The sequence below is a fragment of the Mycobacterium sp. NTMscope_MAC_12 genome, assembly GCF_976985675.1.
In genome coordinates, this window is record NZ_CDRJYY010000001.1 from 364,124 (window position 1) to 385,210 (window position 21,087).

Here is a 21,087-nt window from a genome sequence, read left to right on the forward strand (position 1 = left end):
ATCGTCAGAAGACGTAATCCAGTCGGGTCTCCATCCCGGCGACCTGGTGATAGGTGTTGTGGCAGTGCATCAGCCACGTGCCGGGGTTATCGGCAACGAGGACGGCGGCGAGCTTCTGCTTGGGCAGCACGATGACGGTGTCCTTGCGGGCGCCCGGGCTCCCGTCCGGTTTGATCACCTGGAACGTGTGCCCGTGCAGGTGAATTGGGTGATACATCGTCGTGGTGTTGTCGAACGTGATGGTGGGCCGCTGACCCTGTTGCACGCGCAGCGGGCTCGTCTTGCCGTAGGGCTGCCCATTGATCGTCCAGTTGTACTGCATCATGTTGCCGCCCAACACGACCGGAAGATTGAGGTTCGGGTCAAGGCGGCCCAGGTTGACCGGCGTTGTGGCGGTGAACATTTCGACGGTGCCCACGCGCTTGGTGAGTTCGCCCGGCTGCAACTGCGGATCGGGCGGGCTGCCCACGCCCGTGGACAGCAATGCCCGCGCCAGAGCGTTCTTGCCTTCCGCGACGGCGACCAGTGGGAAGACACCGTCCGCGGCGGTCACCGTGACGTCGTAGCGTTCGGCCATGCCGATGAGCAGCGCATCGACCTGAGCGGGCACCACGGGGTAGCCGTCGGTATGCGTCACCGTCATCGAATGGCCGGCCAGCGCCACCCGGAAGGTGGTGTCGGAGGCGGCGTTGATGAAACGGATGCGTATCCGTTCACCGGGCTTCGCATCGAACGTCATGGGGGAAGCGGGAATTCGCCCATTGATCAGGTAGTAGGGATAGGCGATGTCTCCGGCGTCGCCTCCGAGGAGGTCGCTGCTGCCGGCGCTTCCCGCGGACGGCGCGGGACCGCCGGACGCCGGACTCGACGAGGTCGTCGGGCTGGTCGACGTCGTCTCGGTCGTGCTCGTTTCCGTCGGCGTGGTGGTCGGGGTCGTCTCGGACGTGGTGGGCATGGGCGACTTGTTCGGGTTGCTCAGTTCGCTGTAGAGCTGTTGCGGACTCTTCCCGGCGCCGTCGGTCCAATCGTCAAGGACGACGATCCATTCGGCGTCGTAGTTGCCCTCGGTCGGGTCGTCGACGATGACCGGCAGGTATAGCCCGGTGTCCCCGTCCAGGCCGGTGTGGGGATGTGCCCAGTACGTGCCCGAATTGGGCACGGAGAACCGGTAAGTGAAGTCGTGGCCGGCCGCGATGTTGGGCGTCGCGGGCTCGGCGCCGTCCATGTCGTTGCGCATGGCGATGCCGTGCCAATGCACCGACGTCGGATGATCGAGCCGGTTTTTCACCGTCACCACGACTTCGTCGCCGATGCTGGCGCGGATCACCGGACCGGGGATGGAGTTCCCGAAGGCGAGCGTGCGGACGACCGGTCCGCCCAGGTCGATCTGGGCCTGCTGGGACGTCAGGGTGGCGGTGACGGTGCGGCCGCTGTGCGGCCGGGCGGCCTCGGCCGCATCGATGGCGGCGGCCATCCGGGCGTTGCCCGACGGCTCGGGTTGGGATTGGCTGCACGCCGTCAGCGCCAATCCGCCGGCGATGCCCGCGGCCATGAAACCGCGCCTGGTGAGCCGAGTGTCGAAGGGGATGTCGCTGGTGGGTTGCACGGGCAATCAATGCTCCTCGTCTTTGCGCAACTACCCACCGTAGAGCGAAGGCCGACGAAATGTCCGCAGCAACTCGACGTTGGCCGCCGTGGGGTCAAACCGCGGCGCCGCCGCCGTCGACGTGCAGGGTCGAACCGGTGACGAAACTGGAGCGGGGGGAGCTCAGGAAGAGCACCGCTTCGGCGATCTCGGACGGCTTACTTGGCGTTGCTGGGCACCTGCGCAGCCAGCCAGTCGCCGAACCGGGTGGGGTAGAGGGTCACTTCCTCGCCCTCGACGGGAACGATCATGCGCTCGTCGAGCACCGCGCCGTAATACTGCGCATCCGGATCGGTCACCACCCGGCGGGCATCGCCGGTCGCGGCGAACCGGGTCCGGATGAAGTCGTCCATGCCCTGCTTTTCGGGTCCGGCGATGTTGATCACCCCGTTGACCGGCTCACTGATCGCGGCGCGGGCGACGGCCGTGGCCACATCCACGGCCGCGATCGGCTGGAATGCCCCATGCGGCGCGCGGACCGTGTCACCGTCGGTCATCGAATCGGCTATGCCCTCAACGAATTCGAAGAATTGCGTCGCGCGCACGATCGTGTAGGGAGACCCGGATTCCACGATCACCTTTTCTTGGGCGATCTTGGCCCGCATGTATCCACTCGCGGCCGCCCGGTCGGCTCCGACGATCGAGAGCGCGACGTGATGCTGCACGCCGGCGGCCCGCTCCGCCTCGAGAAGGTTGCGGGTAGAAGTGGTGAAGAAGTTCAGCACATCGTCATCGGCCCAAGACGGCGAATTGGAGACGTCCCCCACCGCGTGGACGCCCGCGACGGCCTCGGCAACGCCCTCACCGGTCACGGTGTTGACGCCCGTGCTCGGTGACGCCGGGATCGCTTCGTGTCCCTGCTCGGTGAGCATGGTGACCACCTGTGATCCGATCAGCCCACTGCCGCCGATTACCAAAACCTTCATGATCACGCCTTCCAAGCTTCCCGACGAATTGGCCTCTTCAGCATGGCCCGCGCACCAGTCCGTGGGAACCCTGGAAAGTCCGTAGTCATGCCGAACTCAGGGGCCGAATTCCTTGGTCATACCCCGCAGTTGTCGACGCGAGGTGATGCCGAGCTTGGCGAACACGCGCATTTCGCGCGCCGGCCGGACACCGGGCCCTGCGCGGTCTTAAATCAACTGCTTGACTTAACGCTTGCGGCCCCGATTAACTCGTCAGGTGGTTAACGAACTTGACGGCAAGGTCGCCATCGTCACCGGCGGCGCGTCCGGCATAGGCCGGGGTCTCGTGGAGCGGTTCGTGGCGGAGGGGGCGCGGGTCGTCATCGCCGACGTCGAGAGCGACCGTGGGGAGGCGCTGGCGACGTCGCTGGGTGCCACTGCCGTATTCCAGCGGACGGACGTCTCCGAGCCCGAAGAGGTGGGGGCGCTGGTTTCCTGCGCGGTCGCGAAGTTCGGCGGCCTGGACGTGATGGTGAACAACGCCGGGGTCTCGAGCCCCCTGCGGAAGTTGCTCGACGACGACCTTGCCGACTTCCACCGGGTGATGGGGGTCAACGTGCTGGGCGTGATGGCGGGCACCCGGGATGCCGCGCGGCACATGGCCGAACATGGCGGTGGATCCATCATCAACATCACCTCGATCGGCGGGATCCAGGCCGGCGGCGGCGTGATGACCTACCGCGCGTCCAAGGCGGCGGTCATCCAGTTCACCAAGTCCGCCGCAATTGAGTTGGCATACCACGAGATTCGGGTCAACGCGATCGCACCGGGCAGCATCCCCACACCGATCTTGGGGAAGTCGGCGGCCGGCATGGACCCCGAACAGCTCCAGCAGTTCGAGGCGCGGATCCGCCAGGGGATGCGCGATGACCGCCCGCTGAAGCGCGACGGCACGCCCGATGACGTCGCCGAGGCCGCACTGTATTTCGCCACCGACCGGTCGCGTTACGTCACCGGGACCGTGCTGCCCGTGGACGGCGGAACGGTGGCGGGCAAGGTCATTCGGCCCAAGCGGCAAGGCTAGAGCGCCGGCCCCGACCGTGACGATGCGGTCACGTTCGGTCGCCAGCGTGACGTTGTTGTCACGTTCGGGCGTCGGCGGGACGTCGTGTTCGGCACCCGCGTCCACGGGCGTCGGATCAAGGGCCCCGCGGATTTAAATCAATCGCTTGACTTAAAGCGTCCCGCGCGGTTGACTAGGCCGATGACCACCGTCGGCCGGACCGTGCGCACCGAGCGGGCCAGCTCCACCCAAGAGGCGATCTTGGTGGCAGCCGAGCGGCTCTACGCCGAGCACGGCATGTTCGCGGTGTCCAACCGGCAAGTCAGCGAGGCCGCCGGCCAGGGCAACAACGCCGCGGTCGGTTACCACTTCGGCACCAAGGCCGACCTGGTGCGCGCGATCGAGCACAAGCACCGCGGGCCCGTCGAGCAGCTCCGTGAGCAGATGGTCGCCGAGCTGCTCGGCTCGGGTGCCGACGACGGCCGGGACGCCGAACTGCGCAACTGGGTGGCCTGTCTGGTGCGTCCGCTCACCGATCACCTCGAGGAGCTTGGAAATCCCACCTGGTACGCGCGGTTCGCGGCGCAGGCGATGACCGACCCCGCGTACTACAACATCATCGTCAAGGGCGCGCTGAGCTCCCCGTCGCTGGTTCAGGTCGTCGAAGGCATCAACCGCTGTCTGCCCGAATTGCCGACCGAAGTGCACTTCGAGCGCAACATCATGGCCCGAAACCTGTTGATGCACACCTGCGCGGACCGCGAACGCGCGCTTGCCGCAGGCGCATTGACGTCCCATCGTTCATGGCGGGCTGCGGCGTCCGGACTTATCGACGCGATCGTGGGCCTGTGGCTGGCGCCTGTGACGGCGGACGAGTGAGGGGCTGGAAGATGAAAGTGACTGTCGACCAGGACGTTTGCGCTTCTTCGGGGAACTGCGTCATGAATGCGCCCGACGTGTTCGACCAGCGCGACGACGACGGCGTGGTCGTTTTACTCAATCCCAGTCCGACGGCCGAGCAGGCCGAGGGCGCGCGGCGGGCGGCGGCAGCCTGCCCCGCCCTGGCTATCCACGTTGAAGAATGAAATACGGCGAGGAATAGAGATGTCAGACATTCTGACGAGCACCACAACAGAGCAGACCGCCGACATTCCGGACTATCCGATGGCCAGGGAGCCGCGCTGCCCGTTCGCCCCGCCGCCGGACGTCATGGCACTGGCCGAGTCCCGGCCGCTGTCCCGGGTGCGGATCTGGGATGGCAGTACGCCGTGGCTCATCACCGGCTACGAGCAAGTGCGCGAGCTGTTCTCGGATTCGCGGGTCAGCGTCGACGACCGGGTGCCCGGCTTCCCGCACTGGAACGAAGGCATGTTGTCGACCGTGCACAAGCGGCCCCGGTCGGTGTTCACCTCCGACGGCGAGGAGCACACCCGGTTTAGGCGGATGCTGTCCAAGCCCTTCACGTTCCGGCGGGTGGAGGGTCTGCGGCCGACGATCCAGCAGATCACCGACGACCACATCGATACGATGCTGGCCGGTCCGCAGCCCGCGGATGTCGTTGGCGCCATTGCCCTTCCGGTTCCGTCGCTGGCCATCAGCCAAATGCTCGGGGTGCCCTACGAGGACGCCGAGATGTTCCAGCACCACGCCAATGTCGGCCTCGCGCGCTTCGCCGCCGCCGAGGACACCATGAAGGGTGCGATGAGCCTGCACAAGTACCTGGCTCAGCTGGTCGAAGCCAAGATGGAAAACCCCGCCGAGGACGCGGTTTCCGATCTCGCCGAGCGAGTCAAGGCCGGCGAACTCAGCGTCAAGGAAGCCGCACAGCTCGGCACCGGATTGCTGATCGCCGGGCACGAGACGACCGCGAACATGATCGGGCTCGGAGTGCTTGCGCTGCTGGAGAATCCGGACCAGGCCGCCGTCATCCGCGACGCCGAGGACCCGAAGATTCTCGCCAACGCGGTGGAGGAATTGCTGCGCTACCTCAGCATCATCCAAAACGGACAGCGTCGCGTCGCTTTGGAAGACATCCATGTCGGTGGTGAGACCATCCGCGCGAACGAAGGCATCATCATCGACCTGGCACCGGCCAACTGGGACGCGCAGGCGTTCGCCGAACCCGATCGCCTGTACCTGCATCGCTCTGGAGCCGATCGCAATGTCGCCTTCGGCTATGGCCGCCACCAGTGCGTGGGTCAGCAACTGGCGCGGGCGGAACTGCAGATCGTGTTCCAGACCCTGCTCCGCCGCATCCCCACCATGGCTCTGGCGGTGCCGATCGAAGAAGTCCCGTTCAAGCATGACCGCCTCGCCTACGGCGTCTACGAACTGCCGGTGACCTGGTAGCCCAGCTCGCTACTGTGAAAAAACTGCGGATCGACAATGGAGGGTCAACGATGACGACTCAAACAAGCACGCTCTACCCGCCCGGAGGTTATGGCGCCCCGAAGGACCGACGTGGCCACGCCGCCGGCAGCGATGTGGGCCTGCCCCCGGGGACCGTCGTCTTCTCGGCCGACAACCACATCTCGCTGGCGGATGACATCTTCTACCAACGCTTCCCGGATGACCTGAAGGACAAGGCGCCGCGGATCTGGTATGAGGAGGGCGCCTACCAGGTCGGGCGCAAGGGGCAGTCGTTCCTGCCGGGCGATTTCAGCGCGGTCCTGATGCAGTACGACGACCTGCCCGGCGCCGCCAGCACCAACATCGAGGCCCGGATCCAGGAATTGCACGACGACGGGGTCGAGAAGGAACTGGCCTTTCCCAACGCGGTGCTGGCACTGTTCCACTACCCGGACAAGCAACTTCGCGAGCTTGCCTTCCGTATCTACAACGAATACATCGCTGAGTTGCAGGAGCGCTCGGGCGGCCACTTCTACGGGGCCGGCCTGATCAACTGGTGGGACCCACAGGGGACCCGCAAGACCCTCGAAGAGTTGAAGTCCTTGGGGCTCAAGACGTTCCTACTGCCGCTCAACCCGGGCAAGGACGACGAGGGCAACATCATCGACTACGGCAGCACCGCGATGAAACCGGTCTGGGACGAGATCGAGGCCGCCGGCCTGCCGGTGACCCACCACATCGGCGAGACCCCGCCGAAGACCCCGTGTCAGTTCAACAGTGTGGTGGTCGGCATGATGATCAACGTCGACGGATTCCGCGAGCAGTTCGCCAAGTATCTCTTCACCGGAATTCTCGACGATCATCCCGGGCTGCGGATCGGCTGGTTCGAGGGCGGAATCGCCTGGGTGCCATGGGCTTTGCAGGACGCCGAGCACCTGGTCGCGTCCTATCAGCACATGTTCAACCGGCCGCTGCAGCACGATGTGCGCTACTACTGGGACACCCACATGAGCGCGTCGTTCATGGTCGACCCCCTGGGCCTGCAACTGATCGACCAGATCGGGGTGGACAGGGTGATGTGGTCCAGCGACTACCCGCACAACGAAAGCACCTATGGCTACTCGGAGAAGTCGCTGAAGGCCGTTGTCGACGCCGTCGGTCCGGCGAACGCCAAGAAGATCGTCAGCGACAACATCACAACGTTCCTGGGCCTGTAGTGAAGACGCTCGCACACCTGGGGACCAGCAGAGGCAACGGGCTGGTGATTCCCGAAACACCCGACCTGGCCCGCCTGCGCCGCGAGACGGGAGCCCGGCTGCGGTCGGCGATGGCCGAACGCGGGGTCGACGCGATGATCCTGCTCGGCAACAACGCCGTCGTCTACGCCACGGGCGCAAGTTGGCCACTGGGCGACGCCGGGCTGTCCTATGTCGAGCGTCCGGTGGCCGTGGTGCTCGCCGACGACGAGTGGCCGCACCTGTTCCTCCCGTTCCGGGAGGGCGCCTCGCAGGAGTCGGATCTGCCCGCCGACCACCTGCACGGGCCGGTCTATCTCGAATTCGACGAGGGGGTGGCCCATTTCGCGCGGACGATCGCCGGGCTGATCCCGGCCAAAGCGGTGGTGGCGGTCGACGAGTGCACGGGGGCGATGTCGCGCGCCGCGAACGCCTTGTTCCCGAACGGGGCCCCGGTCGACGCCGCGGCCATCGTCAGCGCGGCCAAGTCGGTCAAGACCCCGGATGAGTTGTCGTGCATGCGCACCGCCATCCGGATCACCGACGAGGCCATGGTCGAGGTGCAGAAGCGGCTGGCGCCCGGGATACGTCAGATCGATTTGTCGGCAAGCTTTTTGCGCCGTGCCTTCGAGCTGGGTGCCACGGCCAGCATGCTCGAACCGATCTGGCAGGTGATGCCGCCGAGCAAGGCCGAGGGCGTGTGGACCACGCACGGCGACCTGGCGCTGCCGCTGCTGAGCACCGAGCGCGAGCTGGCCGAGGGCGACGTGCTGTGGACCGACGTCAGCATCACCTACCAGGGCTACTGCTCCGACTTCGGGCGTACCTGGATCGTCGGGCGGGACCCCTCCCCGCGCCAACAGGCGCAGTTCGACACCTGGTTCGAGATCATGTCCGCCGTCCTGGGGGTCGCCAAGGCCGGCGCCACCGCGGCGGATCTCGGCCGGGCCGCGATCCAGGCCAACGGCGGCAGCAAGCCCTGGCTGCCGCACTTCTACCTGGGCCACGGGATCGGTGTCAACGCCGCCGAAATGCCCATGATCGGAACGGATCTCGGACAGGAGTTCGACGAGAACTTCGTCCTGCAACCCGGGATGGTGCTGGTCCTGGAGCCCGTCGTGTGGGAGGACGGCACCGGAGGCTACCGCAGCGAAGAGGTCCTGGTGATTACCGAGGAAGGCTGGATCCGTTTGACCGACTACCCCTATGACCCCTATGGCAACTGAAGTCCTGCCCGATGAGCGCACGCTGCGCTCGGGGCGTCGCCAGCGGGCGCTCGACGAGATGGCGGCGCACGATCTCGATGTTCTGGTCCTGGGCCGGCAGGCCAATGTCCGTTACGTCACTGGTGCGCCGCAGTTGTGGGTCGCCGGCACCCGCCCCTTCGGTCCGACCTGTGTGGTGGTGCGTGAGACCGGCGCCGTGCACCTCCTCAGCACGTGGGACGAGGGTGTGCCCGACGACATCCCCCACGAGAATCTCTACGGCATCTCGTGGAACCCGATGAACACCATGTCGGCGCTGCAGCGCATCGACGGAGCGGCCAGTGCGCGGCGCGTCGGAACCGACGCGCTCTCACCGGTTTTCGCCCAGCTGCTGCCGACCGCATTCCCCAACGCACAGCTGGTCGACGGGGAGCTCGCGATGCGGGCCGCCCGCCGAGTCAAGACCGCCGAGGAGATCGCCGCGGTGCGGGAATCCGTCGCGGTGGCCGAATCGGCCCTGGCGGCCGCGGTCGAGGAGTTGCGGCCGGGGGTGAGCGAACAAGCGCTGGCCGGTGTGGTGTTGGAGGCCTCGGCGGCCGGCGGCGTGAGCACGCCGTCGAATCAAGACGTCGCGTGGGTGACCTCGCGCACGCACCCGTGGCGTCGCGCCCACGGTGACGGCCGCATCCAGGACGGCGATCTGGTGGCGTTTTCCGCCGGAGTCCTGGCCGGGGGCTACGTCGGCGAGGTGGGACGCACCTGGCCCGCCGGCAAGTCGCACGTGCCCGACGGCGCGGCGGCGCTCTACCGACGCTGGGACAGCCTGTGGGGCAGGTTGTTCGACGCCTGCCGGCCCGGCGCGGGGGCGGCCGAACTGTTGGCCGCCTACCGAGCCGCGGGGGAACCGGACCCACCGATGCCGGTGGCCCGCGGCCTGGGCATGGGGTTCGACCCTCCCGTCGTCTCCAAGCATCTGCCCGCCACCGCGGCCGACGAACGGTTGGAACCGGGGATGGTGCTTGCCGTGACGGGATATGTGTGGGAAGAGGGAGTCGGCGCGGTATTCGGGCGAGAAGCGGTCCTGATTACCGCCGACGGTTCGGAAGTGCTCACCGCGAGCCCGTTCTGGCGGCCCTAGCCATGCCGGACCCCGCGGAGTCGTCGGCCGAGGAGATGATCCGCTACGACAAGGACGCCACGACGCGGATCGCCACGATCACGTTCGACCGGCCGGATTAAGAAGGTCTTCTTCGAAATCATGAAGCAGTTCCAGGGCGAGTATCTCAGCAGCATGCTCAGCGGCGTCTTCGAATCGATGGGCGGCATGGTGCGCCCGGACGTCGGTGACGAACTGACGCTCGCTGACGCCATGAAGCGGGGTCTGGGCGATGCGGTCAAGGACAACGACGGCAGGTTCCCCGCCGACTGGCGCCTGAGCAAGAAAGCGAGCAAAAAAGCCAAAGCGAAGAAAAAGAACTCGTGACGCAACACCGGGTCGAACCGCCACTGACCGGCTACACGGTGATCGATCTGTCCACCGGCATAGCGGGCGCCTACTGCACCAAACTGCTCTCCGACGGCGGGGCTGATGTCGTGAAAGTCGAACCACCAGAAGGTGATCCGCTGCGCAGGTGGTCCGCCTCGAGTGCGTCCATCCCGGATGGCGGTGACGGTGCGCTGTTCAGCTTCCTGGCCGGCGCAAAGCGCAGCGTCGTCGCCGACTCCGCCGGCGACGACGACGCCGAGCTGCTGCACCGGTTATTGGCCTCCGCGGACGCGGTGGTCTGGTCTGCCGGTTCGGCAGTGGCCGAGCACCCGGCCTTTACGCCGCACGCCATCCATCGGCGGCACCCGCACCTGACCGTCACGGCGATCACGCCGTTCGGGCTGGAAGGTCCCTGGTGCGACCGCGCCGCAACCGAATTCACGCTGCAGGCCTGGTCGGGAGGAATCGTCGGGCTCGGCCGCGGCGAGCAGCAGCGCCCGCCCGTCTTCATCGGCGGTCAGGTCGGCGAGTACCTGGCCGGAGCCTATGCCAGCGCGGCCACCCTGGCGTCGCGTTGGCGCCGAATCGGCGGTGGGGCAGGAGAACTGCTGGACCTGTCGATGCTCGAGACCCAGATTTTGTGCCTCACCTATTATCCGGTGTCCTACTTCGAGGTGCTCCGGCGGCCGTGGCGAGACATGCGACGGCCGACGATACCGGGAGTGGCTCAGGCAAAAGACGGTTTGGTGGATCTCGGCTGCGGGACCGCGCAGCAGTGGTTCGACTTGTGCGCGATGGTCGGGCACCCGGAGTGGATCGATGAGGACTCGCCGCTGTCGATCACCGAGCTGGCCAACGTCTACGCCGAGGACATCTTCGACTGGGTGGCCCGCACCACCGTCGACGAAATCCGGGAACTGGCTACGGCGTTCCGTATCCCCAACGCCCCCGTCGCCAACGGCGCGAACGTCGCGTCGTTCGACCAGTTCGTGCAACGCGGTTCGTTCGTCCGCAACCCGCGCGACGGCTTCCAGCAGCCGAGTCACCCCTACCGGATGCGGCCCGCGCAGTTGCGCGGCCCCCATCCGGCGCCACGGCTTGGGGAGCACACCGAGGATTACCGGGCCGCGGATCTGCCCGCCCGGCCGGCGCCGACCGGTGCCGCGAAATCGTTGCCGCTCACCGGCCTTCGGGTGTTGGACATGACGACGTTCTGGGCGGGACCCTGCGCCACGCACTTTCTGGCCATGCTCGGCGCCGAGGTCATCCATGTCGAATCCACCCGGCGCCCGGACGGCACGCGGCTGATCGCCGGCGTGCCGGTCACCGAGGAGCAATGGTGGGAGAGATCGCCCATCTTCGAGGCGCTGAACACCAACAAAAAGGGCCTGACGCTGGACCTGCAGAGCCCGCGCGGCAGGGAGTTGCTGCGCCGGCTCATCGCCACGTGCGACGTCGTCGTGGAAAACTTCACCCCCCGGGTGCTGGATCAGCTCGGCCTGGATTTCGCCACCGTTCAATCGATTCGGCCGGACGTGGTGATGGTGCGGATGCCCGGATTCGGTCTCGAAGGGCCATGGCGCGATAACCCCGCGTTCGCCTACGTCATCGAAGCCGCGTCCGGAGTCAGCTGGCTCACCGGCTACCCGGACCGCACACCGTATGACCCGTATTCGATCGGCGACCCATGCGCCGGTGTGCACGCGGCCAACGCGCTGCTGCTGGCGCTGGAGCACCGCCGCCGCACCGGCGAGGGCGTGTTCGTCGAAGCGGCGATGGTCGATGCGGCCCTGAGCATCTCCGCCGAGCAGGTCATCGAGCACTCGGCCTATGGGGCGCTGCTGGAGCGTGCGGGCAACCGCGGGCCGACGGCGGCGCCACAGAACCTCTACCTCAGCGCGGATATCGACGAATTCGGCCGGCTCGACAGCTGGGTCGCCATCGCCGTGGCCACCGACGATCAGTGGGCAAAACTGTGTCGCGCGATCGGATCACCCTCCTGGGCAACATCTCCCGAGCTGTCGACGCACGCCGGTCGGCGCGAGCACCACGACCTAATCGACGAACAACTCGCGGCGTGGTGCGAAGGCCGCACCCGCGACGAGATCGTCGCAACCCTCTGGGACGCCGGGGTGCCGGTGGCCAAGGTGATGCAACCGCATCGTCAAACCGAGTTGGAGCAGTTGGCGTTCCGGGGCTTCTTCGAAGAAGTCGACCACCCCGTCAACGGTCCGGCTAGGCTCAGCACCGTGCCGATGAGATGCTCAGCCGGGCCCAGCAGGTTCCACACCGAGCACGCGCCGCTGCTGGGACAGCACAACCACGAACTGCTGACCGGGCTCGGCTTGTCCGACGCGGAGATCGCCGGCCTGGAATCCGACGGTGTCATCGGCAGCGCGCCGGCGATGCACACGGCGGGCTGATCGAGGATGGCGATCGACCCCTCGAACATCCTGCTGACCGGCCACGTCGCGGTGGTGACCGGCGGGGGCGCGGGCATCGGCCGCGGCATCGCGGCCGGGATGGCCGCGTTCGGCGCACGGGTGGCGATCTGGGAGCGCGACCCGCAAACCTGCGCGCAGGCGGCCGAATCCATTGGCGCCCTGGGGATCGTCACCGATGTCCGGGACGGCGCCCAGGTGGATGGCGCGCTGGACCGCACCATCGCGGAGCTGGGCACACCGACGATTCTGGTGAACAACGCCGGCGGCGTGTTCTCCTCGCCGCTGCTGGAAACGAGCGAAAACGGTTGGGATGCGCTGTATCGCGCCAACCTGCGCCACGTCCTGCTGTGCAGCCAACGGGTTGCCCGGACGATGGTGTCGGAGGGCCTGCCCGGCAGCATCATCTCGCTGACCTCGATCGAGGGCGTACGAGCGGCGCCGGGCTACGCAGCCTACGCAGCCGCCAAGGCCGGCGTCATCAACTACACCAAGACCGCGGCACTGGAATTGGCGCCCCATGGGATCCGGGTCAACGCGATAGCCCCGGACATCACCCTCACCGAGGGGCTGGCGCAGCTGGGCGGGGAGGCCGCGACGAGTGCAATGCGCGACATGGTGCCGATGGGCCGTCCCGGCCACGTCGACGAAATCGCCAGTGCCGCAGTATTCTTGGCCTCGGACATGGCGGCCTATCTGACCGGGCAGACGCTGCACGTCGACGGCGGCACCCAGGCCTCCAGCGGGTGGTATCACGACCCGCGGACCGGCGACTACCGGCTGGGCCCGCCGAACTAGTGCGTCCAGCCCTCGGCGGCCTGTTCGTCGAAGGTCCGGTCGATGCGCTCGAACCTGCGGCGGATGGACTCGCGGGCCGCCGCGTGCGGCAGGATGTACAGCCGGTTCGCCAGAATTGCATCCGCCGTCAACCGCGCGACATCGTCGGCGCTGACGCTCTCGTCCTGGGTGGGCAACGTTCCGAACGCCCCCTCCGGACTGGCCGACAGCCCGTAGTCCGCGCCGCGGATCCGCTCGGAATTGGAGACCAGCTTGGTTTCCACGACCATCGGGCACAGCACCGATACGCCAATGCCATTGGCCTTGACCTCACGCGCCAGCGTTTCGGCGAGTCCGACGACCCCGTATTTGGCAACGCCGTACGTCCCGAGACCGGCGTTGGGCACCAACCCGGCGAAGGAGGCGGTGAACGCGATGTGCCCGCCCGTGCCCTGTTCGATCAACCTGGGCACGAATGCCTCGACGGCATGGATCGATCCCCATAGGTCGATGTCGATCACCCACCGCCAGTCGTCGTGATTCATCTGGCCCATCGGACCCGCGACGACGATGCCGGCATTGCTGAAAACGACGTCGACGCTGCCGAGCAACCGGAAGGCCTCGTCGGCGAGGTGAACCATCTCGTCGAGATTCCGGACGTCGCAGACGACGCCGTGCGCGTCGAAGCCCTCGCCGCGCAGCCGATTCACCGCCTGTTCCAGCGCGGGCTGATCGACGTCGGAGAGCACCAGGCGGGCGCCGCGGCGGGCGAATTCGGTGGCCGTGGCCAAGCCGATGCCGCTGGCACCGCCGGTGATCACGGCCCCGCGGCCGTCGAAACCAGACAGAGTTCCGTCCATGGGACGGAACTCTATTTCAGGCAGCTACCCGCGTCGATCGGCAGGGTCACACCGGTGATGTAGCGGGCCTCGTCCGAGGCGAAGAACAGCACCGCGTTGCTGATGTCGATCGGCTCAACCCAGGGGATCGGCAGGGTGTGGAACAGCTGACAGATCGGCGCCATGTCGTCGGGGCCCGGGTTCTCCAGGTCCGGCCGGAACATCTTGAAGGTGCCTTCGTTGTGCAGCATGGGGGTTTTGACGTGCGTGGGATGCACGGAGTTGACGCGAATCATGTGCTGTCCCAATTCAACTCCGAAGGCACGCATCAGCCCGACGACGCCGTGCTTGGCCGCGACGTAGTGGCCGGTGTGGGGGTAGGCCTTGAGGCCGCCGACCGAGCTGGTCAGGATGATGGAACCGCCGCGACCACCGGCCAGCAGATGGGGCACACCGGCTTTCACGGTTTTCCACACCCCGGCCAGATTGATGTCGATCATCTCGGTCCAGTCTTCTTCGCTGGTCTTGTCCAAAGTCTCGCCGCCGTTACCGATTCCGGCGTTGGCGACGATGATGTCGAGACGCCCGAGTTGTTCGACGCCGTTGTCCACCGCCGCCTTGAGCGCGTCGTAGTCGCGGACGTCGACCTCGGCCGTGAAGATCCTGCGGTTGTGCCCCTTGACCAGGTCGGCGGTCTCGGCCAGGTCCTCGGGCGTCGACGCCGGGATCGCGGTGTCCAGCACGCCCTCGCGGATGGGCTTGCAGATGTCGATGGCGATGATGTCCGCGCCCTCCTGCGCCAACCGCACCGCGTGACTGCGGCCCTGACCGCGCGCCGCTCCGGTGACCAAGGCGACTTTGCCCTCAACACGTCCGGTCATGGCTACCTCAACTCCTGACTTTGATCTGATCGGCACGCCTGCGCGGAGAACAATCGCGTCCCCGGATCGTGGGTCTTGCCGCTTTTGAACTCTGTCATTCGGCCGTCACGGGTGTCAATGGCGAATCCGTTTCGGCTACTCGTGGTTCTAGATATTAGAGAATCTCATTCTCACCGGCAAACGGCGTGCGCTATTTGCTCAGCTCCGGAGTGAGGAAGATTACGGCCCGTGGGGCGGTGTTACGCGACGAAGCCGCGTGAGCAGAAGTCCCATACCTCTTCTGCGGTGATGGGGTGGGTCGTCGCGTCGTCGGGGCCGCCGCTGGACTGCGCGATGAACATCACCGTCTGCATGGTCATGGCGGCCACGCGCTTGGGGTTGATGGTGGTGCGCAACTTCCCGGCATCGTGGGCCGCGTCCATCAGTTCCGTCAGCAACGCTAGCAACGGAGCGTGCGCGACCTTGACCTCGGCCGGATGTGTCACCAGCAATCGAGGAGCAAAGTCGGTGAACAGCGGGCGCTTGGCGGTCGGATCCGGGCGCGAGGCTTCGTACAACAGTTGTACGGCGACCTGCAGCCGCTCCAGCGGATCGCTGTGGCTTTCCGTGGCGGCGCGGATCTGGTCGGCGGAGCGGCTCAGCGCATCTTCGAACAGCGCCAGCAACAGCTCGTGCTTGCCGTCGAATTGCAGGTAGAAGCTGCGCAGTGACTGGCGGGAGCGGTCCACGACCTCCTGGACGGTAAAGTCGGTGCTGCCCTTTTCGATGATGATGGCTTGGGCGGCGTCGAGGAAGCGCTGAACCCGTTGCGCCGCACGCAATTTCGCCGTCTTGATGGACCGCTCGACGGCGCGCTGCTTCCAGGCCGGCTCTTCGCTGGGATTGGTCACGGCCGACTCAGGTGATTGCCGCGCTGGGAGAACATGGTTGGACTCTACCGGAGAACGCCGTGACATCGCTGCGCTCGACCCCCTCACGGATCACGTGTCGGAGATTGTAACTTTCTTACCACGAGAATAGTATTCTCTTACACGTGTCTAGGGAAGCGTAATCGCAAGAGCGAACCGCGCCGTTGGCGGAAAGCGTGATCTACCGACGGAGTAAGTGCGCTCAGGACCATTTCGGGAAGTGCCGTGCAGCTGACGTTTGACGCCGACGTGGAGGCGTTCCGCGCCGAATTCGTCGCTTTCCTCGATGAGCATCTGCCGTCCGAGGCTGAGGCGCTCGACCGGCCGCAGTCGAGTTCGGACATCCCCGCGTGGGCCCGCCGGTGGCAACGCCTGCTGTTCGACAGCGGGTGGCTCCTGCCAGGCAATCCGCCGGAGTTCGGCGGGCGCAACGCGACGCTGCTGCAGCAATACGTGTACCAAGAAGAGTTGTCACGACGGCGGATCTATCAAAGTTTCAACCCGCAGGGCGTGGGCATCATCGCGGCGTCGTTGTTGACGTTCGGCACCCCCGAACAGAAGCAGCGGTGGGCGGTACCGATCCTGCGGGCGGAGATCACCGCGTCGCTGGGTATGAGCGAACCGGGCGCGGGATCGGACCTCGCGTCGCTGAAAACCCGCGCGGTGCTTGATGGTGACCACTTCGTGGTCAACGGACAAAAGGTGTGGACATCGGGCGCCCATCACGCCGATGTGCTGTTGACGTTCGTGCGCACCGATCCGGACGCCCCAAAACACAAGGGCATCAGCGCTTTACTGATTCCGACCGACACCCCCGGTGTGGTCCGCCGCCCGTTCGCCTCGATGGGCGACATCGAAGACGTCGACTTCAACGAGGTCTTCTTCACCGACGCGCGGGTGCCGGCCGAGAACCTGGTGGGCGAACTCAACGCGGGCTGGCGCGTCGCGACCGGTTCGCTCGGTCACGAACGCGCAATGCTGTGGCTGGATTACGCCGACATGTTGCACGCGCTGACCGTCGAAACCAGCCCCGCGGGGCCCGTCCAGCGGGATCGCTACGCGACGCTGGTGATGGATTTCTACGCGATGCGACTACTCGGGTCGGCGACGCTGGCCAAAGCCGCGCGCGGGGAAGAAGACGTGCCCGCCCAGTCGGTGCTCAAGCTGCTCGGCTCGGAGGCGATGCAACGCGCCTGCGAGGACGCGCTGGCCGCCAAGGGCGGCGACGGACTGGTGTTGCGCGGGGTCACCGCCCCGTTCGCCCCGCTCAACCTGGACAGCCACTACGGCGCCTGGTTCGACCGGTACACGCGCACCTTCGCCGCGACCATCGCCGGCGGAACCTCGGAAATACAGCGCAACATCATCGCCGAGCGCGTACTCGGGCTGCCGCGGAATTGATCCGCGCGTCAGTGCTTGGCGACGTCCAGCCTGGCGTAGTAGCCGATTGCGACGAGGCCCACCAGTATCGCGATCACGCCTAAAACCATCCCGGCCAACGCGATTCGAGGATTGTTCGCCTCCCCGCGGGCGACGCGCCGCCGGGCGATGTCGCCCGTCACCACCGCCGCGATGCCGAATGGCACCCCCAGCATCATCCAGCACGTGATGAGCCCGACCAGGCCGAGCAGCAGCGAGGCGACGCCGACCTCGTTTCGCGGTGTGTCGGGGTGACTCATTGGGTCCCATCCTTTAGGTGTCGGGACGAGTCTACGTCGACGCCCCCAGGGGTCCGCTCATGGCGCGAAAACAGCTCCGTTACAGCTGGGCAAGCCGTGGCGCGGATCCCGTTGCCACCAGCGCGCTTCCGGCTTCGCGCGTGAGTTCTCGGGCGCTACCCAGCAGTCCGTCGAGGATGAGCGAGCGCTTGATGTGGTGGTGCAGCGGGTGTTCGGCGGTGAATCCGATGCCGGCGAGCACCTGCTGGCAGTGGCGCGCGGCGGTCAGCGCCGCCTGGCCGGCCGCGGCCTTGGCCAGCAAGGAGGCCAGCCCCTCGTCGTCGCACTCGGTCGCGGCCCGCAGCGTCGCCTCGGCGCCCTCGATGGCCACCAATGTCTCGGCCAGGCGGTGGCGGATCGCCTGGAACGAGCTGATGTGCCGACCGAACTGAACGCGGTCCAGGGCATGCTGACGGGCCAGCGAGAGCATGGCGCGGCTGGTGCCGACCAGCCACCAGCCCAGGGCCCGCCATCCCGCCTGTAGCGCGGCCGACGGCAATGGATCGCCTTGCGGCACAGGGCGTATCGGGAGCAACTCATCGATTGCCGACTCGGACCCGTCGCGACGCTCCCACAGCACCCACGTTCCGCCGGCGAACGGCAACGGCAGGGCGCCTCCGGGCGCTTCACCGGCCGCGCACAGCACCACGTCGTTGAGCACGGGCGCGTGCGCACCGGTCTCGCCGAGCAGCGTGAACACCAACGGTATTGCGATGTCGGGCATTTCGTCGAGCATGTCGCGCCAACCGAGGTCGGTCAGCGCCGCGTCGAGCTTGGCTCCCGAGGCGGCGCCCATCGTCGTCCGCAGCGAGTCAACCAGCAGGCGCAGCGATTCGGGATCTGACTCGGTGTCCGGCGAAGGCGTCACGCTTCACTCCTTCCCGAGGTCGAGCAGTCGGCGGGCGATGATGTTGCGCTGAATCTCGGCGGTGCCGCCATAGATCGTCGCCGCGCGTGAGTACAGGTACTCCGAACGCCACGGTGTGTCTTCGAGTTCGAGCCTCGCCGGCAGCAGGTCGCGGACGGTGTCGTAGAGCCGCTGCTCGGCGGCGGCCAGGAGCACCTTGTCGATGGAGGTCTCGGGGCCCAAGCGGGCCCCGTCGCGCATCCGGTGCTGGGTGGCGCGCGACCGGCAGCGCAGGGTGTGCAGCGCCAGATAGGCTCCGCCCAGCGCGGATTCGTCGGGGGAACCGATCTCGGACGCTTCGGCGATGAGGTCGTCGAAGCGGGAGTAGAGGTAGGCGATTCGCTGCCAGAAGCAGGAGGAACGCTCAAAGGGCAGCAGGTCCATGGCGAGCCGCCAGCCGTCTCCGGGGCGGCCGAGCATCCTGCTCGCCGGAATCACGACGTCGTCGTAGTACACCTCGCAGAATTCGTCGACGCCGTGCATGGTGCGCAGTGGCCGGACGGTGATGCCGGGGGTGTCGAGGTCGACGAAGAAGGCGGTGATTCCCTCGTGGCCGGGCGCGGTGCGGGTGAGCAGGACGCACCGCGTCGAGAACTGCGCGAAGCTGGTCCACACCTTTTGCCCGTTGACGATCCAGTTGTCGCCTTGGGGGGTCGCGCGGGTGGTCAGCGACGCGAGGTCACTGCCGGATCCTGGCTCGGAAAAGCCCTGGCACCATTGCTCTTCGCCGCTCAGCAGCCGCGGCACCATTTCCGCGGCGAGCTCCGGGGGCGCGTAATCGATCATGGTGGGTGCGAGCACCTCGAGCATCGAGTACGGGCCGGGTTCGGCCAGCCGACGGCCCACCACCTCCTCGCCGACGACCGCGCGCAGCAGCGCCGGACCGCCCAACCCGCCGACTTCTTCCGGCCAGCCGTACCGCATCCAATCGGCGTCGTAGAGCGCGCGACTGACCCGGGCGAACTGCTGCATGTGGCCCTGCAGCGAATGGTCCGGCCCGGGTGTCAGATCGTTGTCGTCGAGCCACGCGCGCAGGTCTGCTCGGAACTGCTCGACATTGACCGCACTGTCGATTGGTTGGCTCCTTAGGTCGTTGCCTGGGTCGCCGAGTCACCGGCGGGGCGCCCGATGGCGTGGGGGCGCCCGGAATCGTGCACACCGCTGCGGCGGATAAAGGTCATCGCGCGGGTCTTGAGGCGCCACCCGTCGGCGGTTCGCACATAGGTGTCGCGATAGTAACCGATCCGCATGTCGTGACTGGAGTGGTCGATGAAGCACAGCGGTTGGGTTCCGCTGGCCGCGTCACCGTCAAGGTCGACCACCGCGGTCCCGGTGAGAAACAAGCCCTTTGGGGCCGCGGCCACCAGTTCCGGGAACCGGTTCAGGCTGTAGGTTTCGCCGAACGCGCTGTAGGTCCCGTCCGGAGTGAAGACGGCGACGAGACCGTCGATGTCTTGCTGGGTGATGGTCACCGCGTAGCGGCCGAGCAGCTGCTGGATCTCGACAAGGTCGTCAGTTCTCGTTGGCATAGACCTTGCCGCCTTTCATGACGAAGCTGACGCGCTGGGTAACAGTGATGTCTTCCAACGGGTTTCCCGGCACGGCGATGATATCGGCGAGCTGGCCTTGCGCCAGCCGGCCGCGGTCGCTCGAGTTGATGAGATCGGCCGCGGTGGTGGTGGCCGCGCGCAGCACCGCCAAGGGCGGCAAACCCCACTCCACCAGCGTGACGAGTTCGTCGGCGTTTTTTCCGTGCGGGATCGCCGGGGCGTCGGTCCCGACGGCGATTTTCACACCGGCCTTGTGCGCGGCCAAGATCGACGTGCGCGACTTCGGGAACATCTCGGCGGCCTTGGCCTGTAGTTCGGGCGGCGCGTGCGAGACGTCCATTCCTTCGGCCAGCCGCCGCGTGCTCACCAGGAAGGTGCCGTGTTCGACCATGCTGGCGATCGCCTCGTCGTCGATCAAGAAGCCGTGCTCGATGCAGTCGATCCCGGCGGCGACGGCATGCTTGACCGCATCGGCGCCGTGGGTGTGCGCGGCGACGCGCATCCCGCGCCGGTGCGCCTCGTCGACGATCGCGCACAGCTCTTCGTCCGAATAGTGCTGTGCGCCAGGGGGACCCGTCAACGACATCACCCCACCCGAACAGCAGACCTTGATCAGCTCGGCGCCGTGCTTGATCTGATAACGCACCGCTTTGCGGATCTCGTCGATTCCGTTCGCGATGCCTTCCTCGATGGTCAGCTCCAACACGTGTGGCGAGAATGCGGCGAACATCGTCGGGTCCAGATGCCCGCCGGTCGGTGTGATCGCGTGCCCCGCCGGCACCACCCGTGGACCGTCGATCCAGCCCGCATCGATCGCCTTGCCCAGCGCGACATCCAGCAGGTATCCGCCGGTTTTGACGAACAGACCGAGGTTGCGCACCGTGGTGAACCCGGCGCGCAGCGTGCGGCGCGCGTTGCCGACCGCCCGCAACATGCGCGTCGGCGGGTCGTCCTGCACCTGGGACAGGCCGGGTTTCTCCCCGCGACCACCCATGAGCAGGTTGACCTCCATGTCCATCAACCCGGGCAGCAGGATCTGATCGCCGAGATCGATGAGCTCGCCTTCCGGCTCGCCCCCGACACCGACGATCCGGTCACCCTCGATCCGCACAATGCCGGGCCGAACGATCTCACCGGCGTCGACGTCGAGCAGCCCGGCCGCCTTGAGCGTAAGCACG

Annotated in this window: 20 protein-coding genes and 2 pseudogenes; 11 read left to right on the top strand and 11 right to left on the bottom strand. The window is 66.8% G+C overall.

The annotated features are described in order from the left end of the window. Positions 1 to 4: 4 nt before the first annotated feature. The 3 genes and pseudogenes from AC0KS4_RS01765 to AC0KS4_RS01775 all read right to left on the bottom strand — a co-directional run bounded on the left by AC0KS4_RS01765 (position 5) and on the right by AC0KS4_RS01775 (position 2,571). On the bottom strand, positions 5 to 1,612 hold the full coding sequence (locus AC0KS4_RS01765) for a multicopper oxidase family protein (protein ID WP_374109721.1): 1,608 nt from the start codon (positions 1,610 to 1,612) through the stop codon (positions 5 to 7). Between the two features lie 88 nt (positions 1,613 to 1,700). Then, positions 1,701 to 1,808, bottom strand: a pseudogene (locus tag AC0KS4_RS01770) (SDR family oxidoreductase); the annotation flags it as partial. Continuing rightward, complete coding sequence (locus AC0KS4_RS01775) at positions 1,804 to 2,571, bottom strand: SDR family oxidoreductase (protein ID WP_225329070.1); 768 nt, start codon at positions 2,569 to 2,571, stop codon at positions 1,804 to 1,806. The pseudogene AC0KS4_RS01770 and the gene AC0KS4_RS01775, both read right to left, overlap by 5 nt. A 256-nt stretch (positions 2,572 to 2,827) precedes the next feature. Here AC0KS4_RS01775 and AC0KS4_RS01780 point away from each other — a divergent pair, with 256 nt between their 5' ends. The 10 genes and pseudogenes from AC0KS4_RS01780 to AC0KS4_RS01825 all read left to right on the top strand — a co-directional run bounded on the left by AC0KS4_RS01780 (position 2,828) and on the right by AC0KS4_RS01825 (position 13,127). Further along, positions 2,828 to 3,634: an SDR family NAD(P)-dependent oxidoreductase gene (locus AC0KS4_RS01780; RefSeq protein ID WP_225329071.1), complete on the top strand. Its 807-nt coding sequence runs from the start codon at positions 2,828 to 2,830 to the stop codon at positions 3,632 to 3,634. Between the two features lie 180 nt (positions 3,635 to 3,814). Continuing rightward, positions 3,815 to 4,492, top strand: coding sequence for a TetR/AcrR family transcriptional regulator (locus AC0KS4_RS01785; protein WP_225329072.1), 678 nt, complete (start codon positions 3,815 to 3,817; stop codon positions 4,490 to 4,492). Between the two features lie 11 nt (positions 4,493 to 4,503). Next, positions 4,504 to 4,698 (top strand): ferredoxin, encoded by a 195-nt coding sequence (locus AC0KS4_RS01790; RefSeq protein WP_225329073.1) that lies wholly within the window; start codon positions 4,504 to 4,506, stop codon positions 4,696 to 4,698. Between the two features lie 19 nt (positions 4,699 to 4,717). Next, positions 4,718 to 5,962 carry a cytochrome P450 gene (locus AC0KS4_RS01795; protein WP_238958354.1) on the top strand — a complete coding sequence of 415 codons (1,245 nt, stop codon included), beginning with the start codon at positions 4,718 to 4,720 and terminating at the stop codon, positions 5,960 to 5,962. A 50-nt stretch (positions 5,963 to 6,012) separates the two neighbouring features. Next, a complete protein-coding gene (locus AC0KS4_RS01800; protein ID WP_225329075.1) occupies positions 6,013 to 7,179 on the top strand; it encodes an amidohydrolase family protein in 1,167 nt (388 codons plus the stop codon). Beyond that, complete coding sequence (locus AC0KS4_RS01805) at positions 7,179 to 8,423, top strand: M24 family metallopeptidase (RefSeq protein ID WP_225329076.1); 1,245 nt, start codon at positions 7,179 to 7,181, stop codon at positions 8,421 to 8,423. Before AC0KS4_RS01800 ends, AC0KS4_RS01805 begins: the two co-directional genes overlap by 1 nt. Beyond that, positions 8,413 to 9,540 carry a M24 family metallopeptidase gene (locus tag AC0KS4_RS01810; RefSeq protein ID WP_225329077.1) on the top strand — a complete coding sequence of 376 codons (1,128 nt, stop codon included), beginning with the start codon at positions 8,413 to 8,415 and terminating at the stop codon, positions 9,538 to 9,540. The genes AC0KS4_RS01805 and AC0KS4_RS01810 overlap by 11 nt, the downstream gene beginning before the upstream one ends. Before the next feature lie 96 nt (positions 9,541 to 9,636). Beyond that, positions 9,637 to 9,885: pseudogene (locus AC0KS4_RS01815) on the top strand (enoyl-CoA hydratase/isomerase family protein); the annotation flags it as partial. Further along, positions 9,882 to 12,311, top strand: a complete 2,430-nt coding sequence (locus tag AC0KS4_RS01820) for a CaiB/BaiF CoA transferase family protein (RefSeq protein ID WP_238958353.1) — start codon at positions 9,882 to 9,884, stop codon at positions 12,309 to 12,311. The pseudogene AC0KS4_RS01815 and the gene AC0KS4_RS01820, both read left to right, overlap by 4 nt. Positions 12,312 to 12,317: 6 nt before the next feature. Continuing rightward, entirely contained in the window at positions 12,318 to 13,127 is an 810-nt protein-coding gene (locus tag AC0KS4_RS01825) for an SDR family NAD(P)-dependent oxidoreductase (protein ID WP_225329080.1), read from the top strand. Here the strand turns inward: AC0KS4_RS01825 and AC0KS4_RS01830 are convergent. The 3 genes from AC0KS4_RS01830 to AC0KS4_RS01840 form a co-directional block, all read right to left on the bottom strand. Then, positions 13,124 to 13,954, bottom strand: a complete 831-nt coding sequence (locus AC0KS4_RS01830) for an SDR family NAD(P)-dependent oxidoreductase (RefSeq protein WP_238958404.1) — start codon at positions 13,952 to 13,954, stop codon at positions 13,124 to 13,126. The two genes, AC0KS4_RS01825 and AC0KS4_RS01830, sit on opposite strands and share 4 nt — an antisense overlap. 23 nt (positions 13,955 to 13,977) lie before the next feature. Next, complete coding sequence (locus tag AC0KS4_RS01835) at positions 13,978 to 14,826, bottom strand: mycofactocin-coupled SDR family oxidoreductase (RefSeq protein WP_225327437.1); 849 nt, start codon at positions 14,824 to 14,826, stop codon at positions 13,978 to 13,980. A gap of 239 nt (positions 14,827 to 15,065) precedes the next feature. After that, a complete protein-coding gene (locus AC0KS4_RS01840) occupies positions 15,066 to 15,716 on the bottom strand; it encodes a TetR/AcrR family transcriptional regulator (protein WP_225327436.1) in 651 nt (216 codons plus the stop codon). Positions 15,717 to 15,959: 243 nt separating this feature from the next. On the opposite strand from AC0KS4_RS01840, the gene AC0KS4_RS01845 reads away from it, so the two are divergent. After that, entirely contained in the window at positions 15,960 to 17,135 is a 1,176-nt protein-coding gene (locus AC0KS4_RS01845) for an acyl-CoA dehydrogenase family protein (protein WP_238958352.1), read from the top strand. 8 nt (positions 17,136 to 17,143) lie between these two features. Here the strand turns inward: AC0KS4_RS01845 and AC0KS4_RS01850 are convergent, their stop codons facing one another. The 5 genes from AC0KS4_RS01850 to AC0KS4_RS01870 all read right to left on the bottom strand — a co-directional run bounded on the left by AC0KS4_RS01850 (position 17,144) and on the right by AC0KS4_RS01870 (position 21,086). Continuing rightward, a complete protein-coding gene (locus AC0KS4_RS01850; protein ID WP_225327434.1) occupies positions 17,144 to 17,413 on the bottom strand; it encodes a DUF4190 domain-containing protein in 270 nt (89 codons plus the stop codon). A 79-nt stretch (positions 17,414 to 17,492) separates the two neighbouring features. Continuing rightward, entirely contained in the window at positions 17,493 to 18,248 is a 756-nt protein-coding gene (locus tag AC0KS4_RS01855; RefSeq protein WP_225327451.1) for an acyl-CoA dehydrogenase family protein, read from the bottom strand. A 75-nt stretch (positions 18,249 to 18,323) separates the two neighbouring features. After that, complete coding sequence (locus tag AC0KS4_RS01860; protein WP_238958403.1) at positions 18,324 to 19,433, bottom strand: acyl-CoA dehydrogenase family protein; 1,110 nt, start codon at positions 19,431 to 19,433, stop codon at positions 18,324 to 18,326. A gap of 11 nt (positions 19,434 to 19,444) precedes the next feature. Continuing rightward, entirely contained in the window at positions 19,445 to 19,888 is a 444-nt protein-coding gene (locus AC0KS4_RS01865; RefSeq protein WP_225327433.1) for a nuclear transport factor 2 family protein, read from the bottom strand. Beyond that, complete coding sequence (locus tag AC0KS4_RS01870) at positions 19,872 to 21,086, bottom strand: metal-dependent hydrolase family protein (protein ID WP_225327432.1); 1,215 nt, start codon at positions 21,084 to 21,086, stop codon at positions 19,872 to 19,874. The genes AC0KS4_RS01865 and AC0KS4_RS01870 overlap by 17 nt, the downstream gene beginning before the upstream one ends. Between the last annotated feature and the right edge of the window lies 1 nt (position 21,087).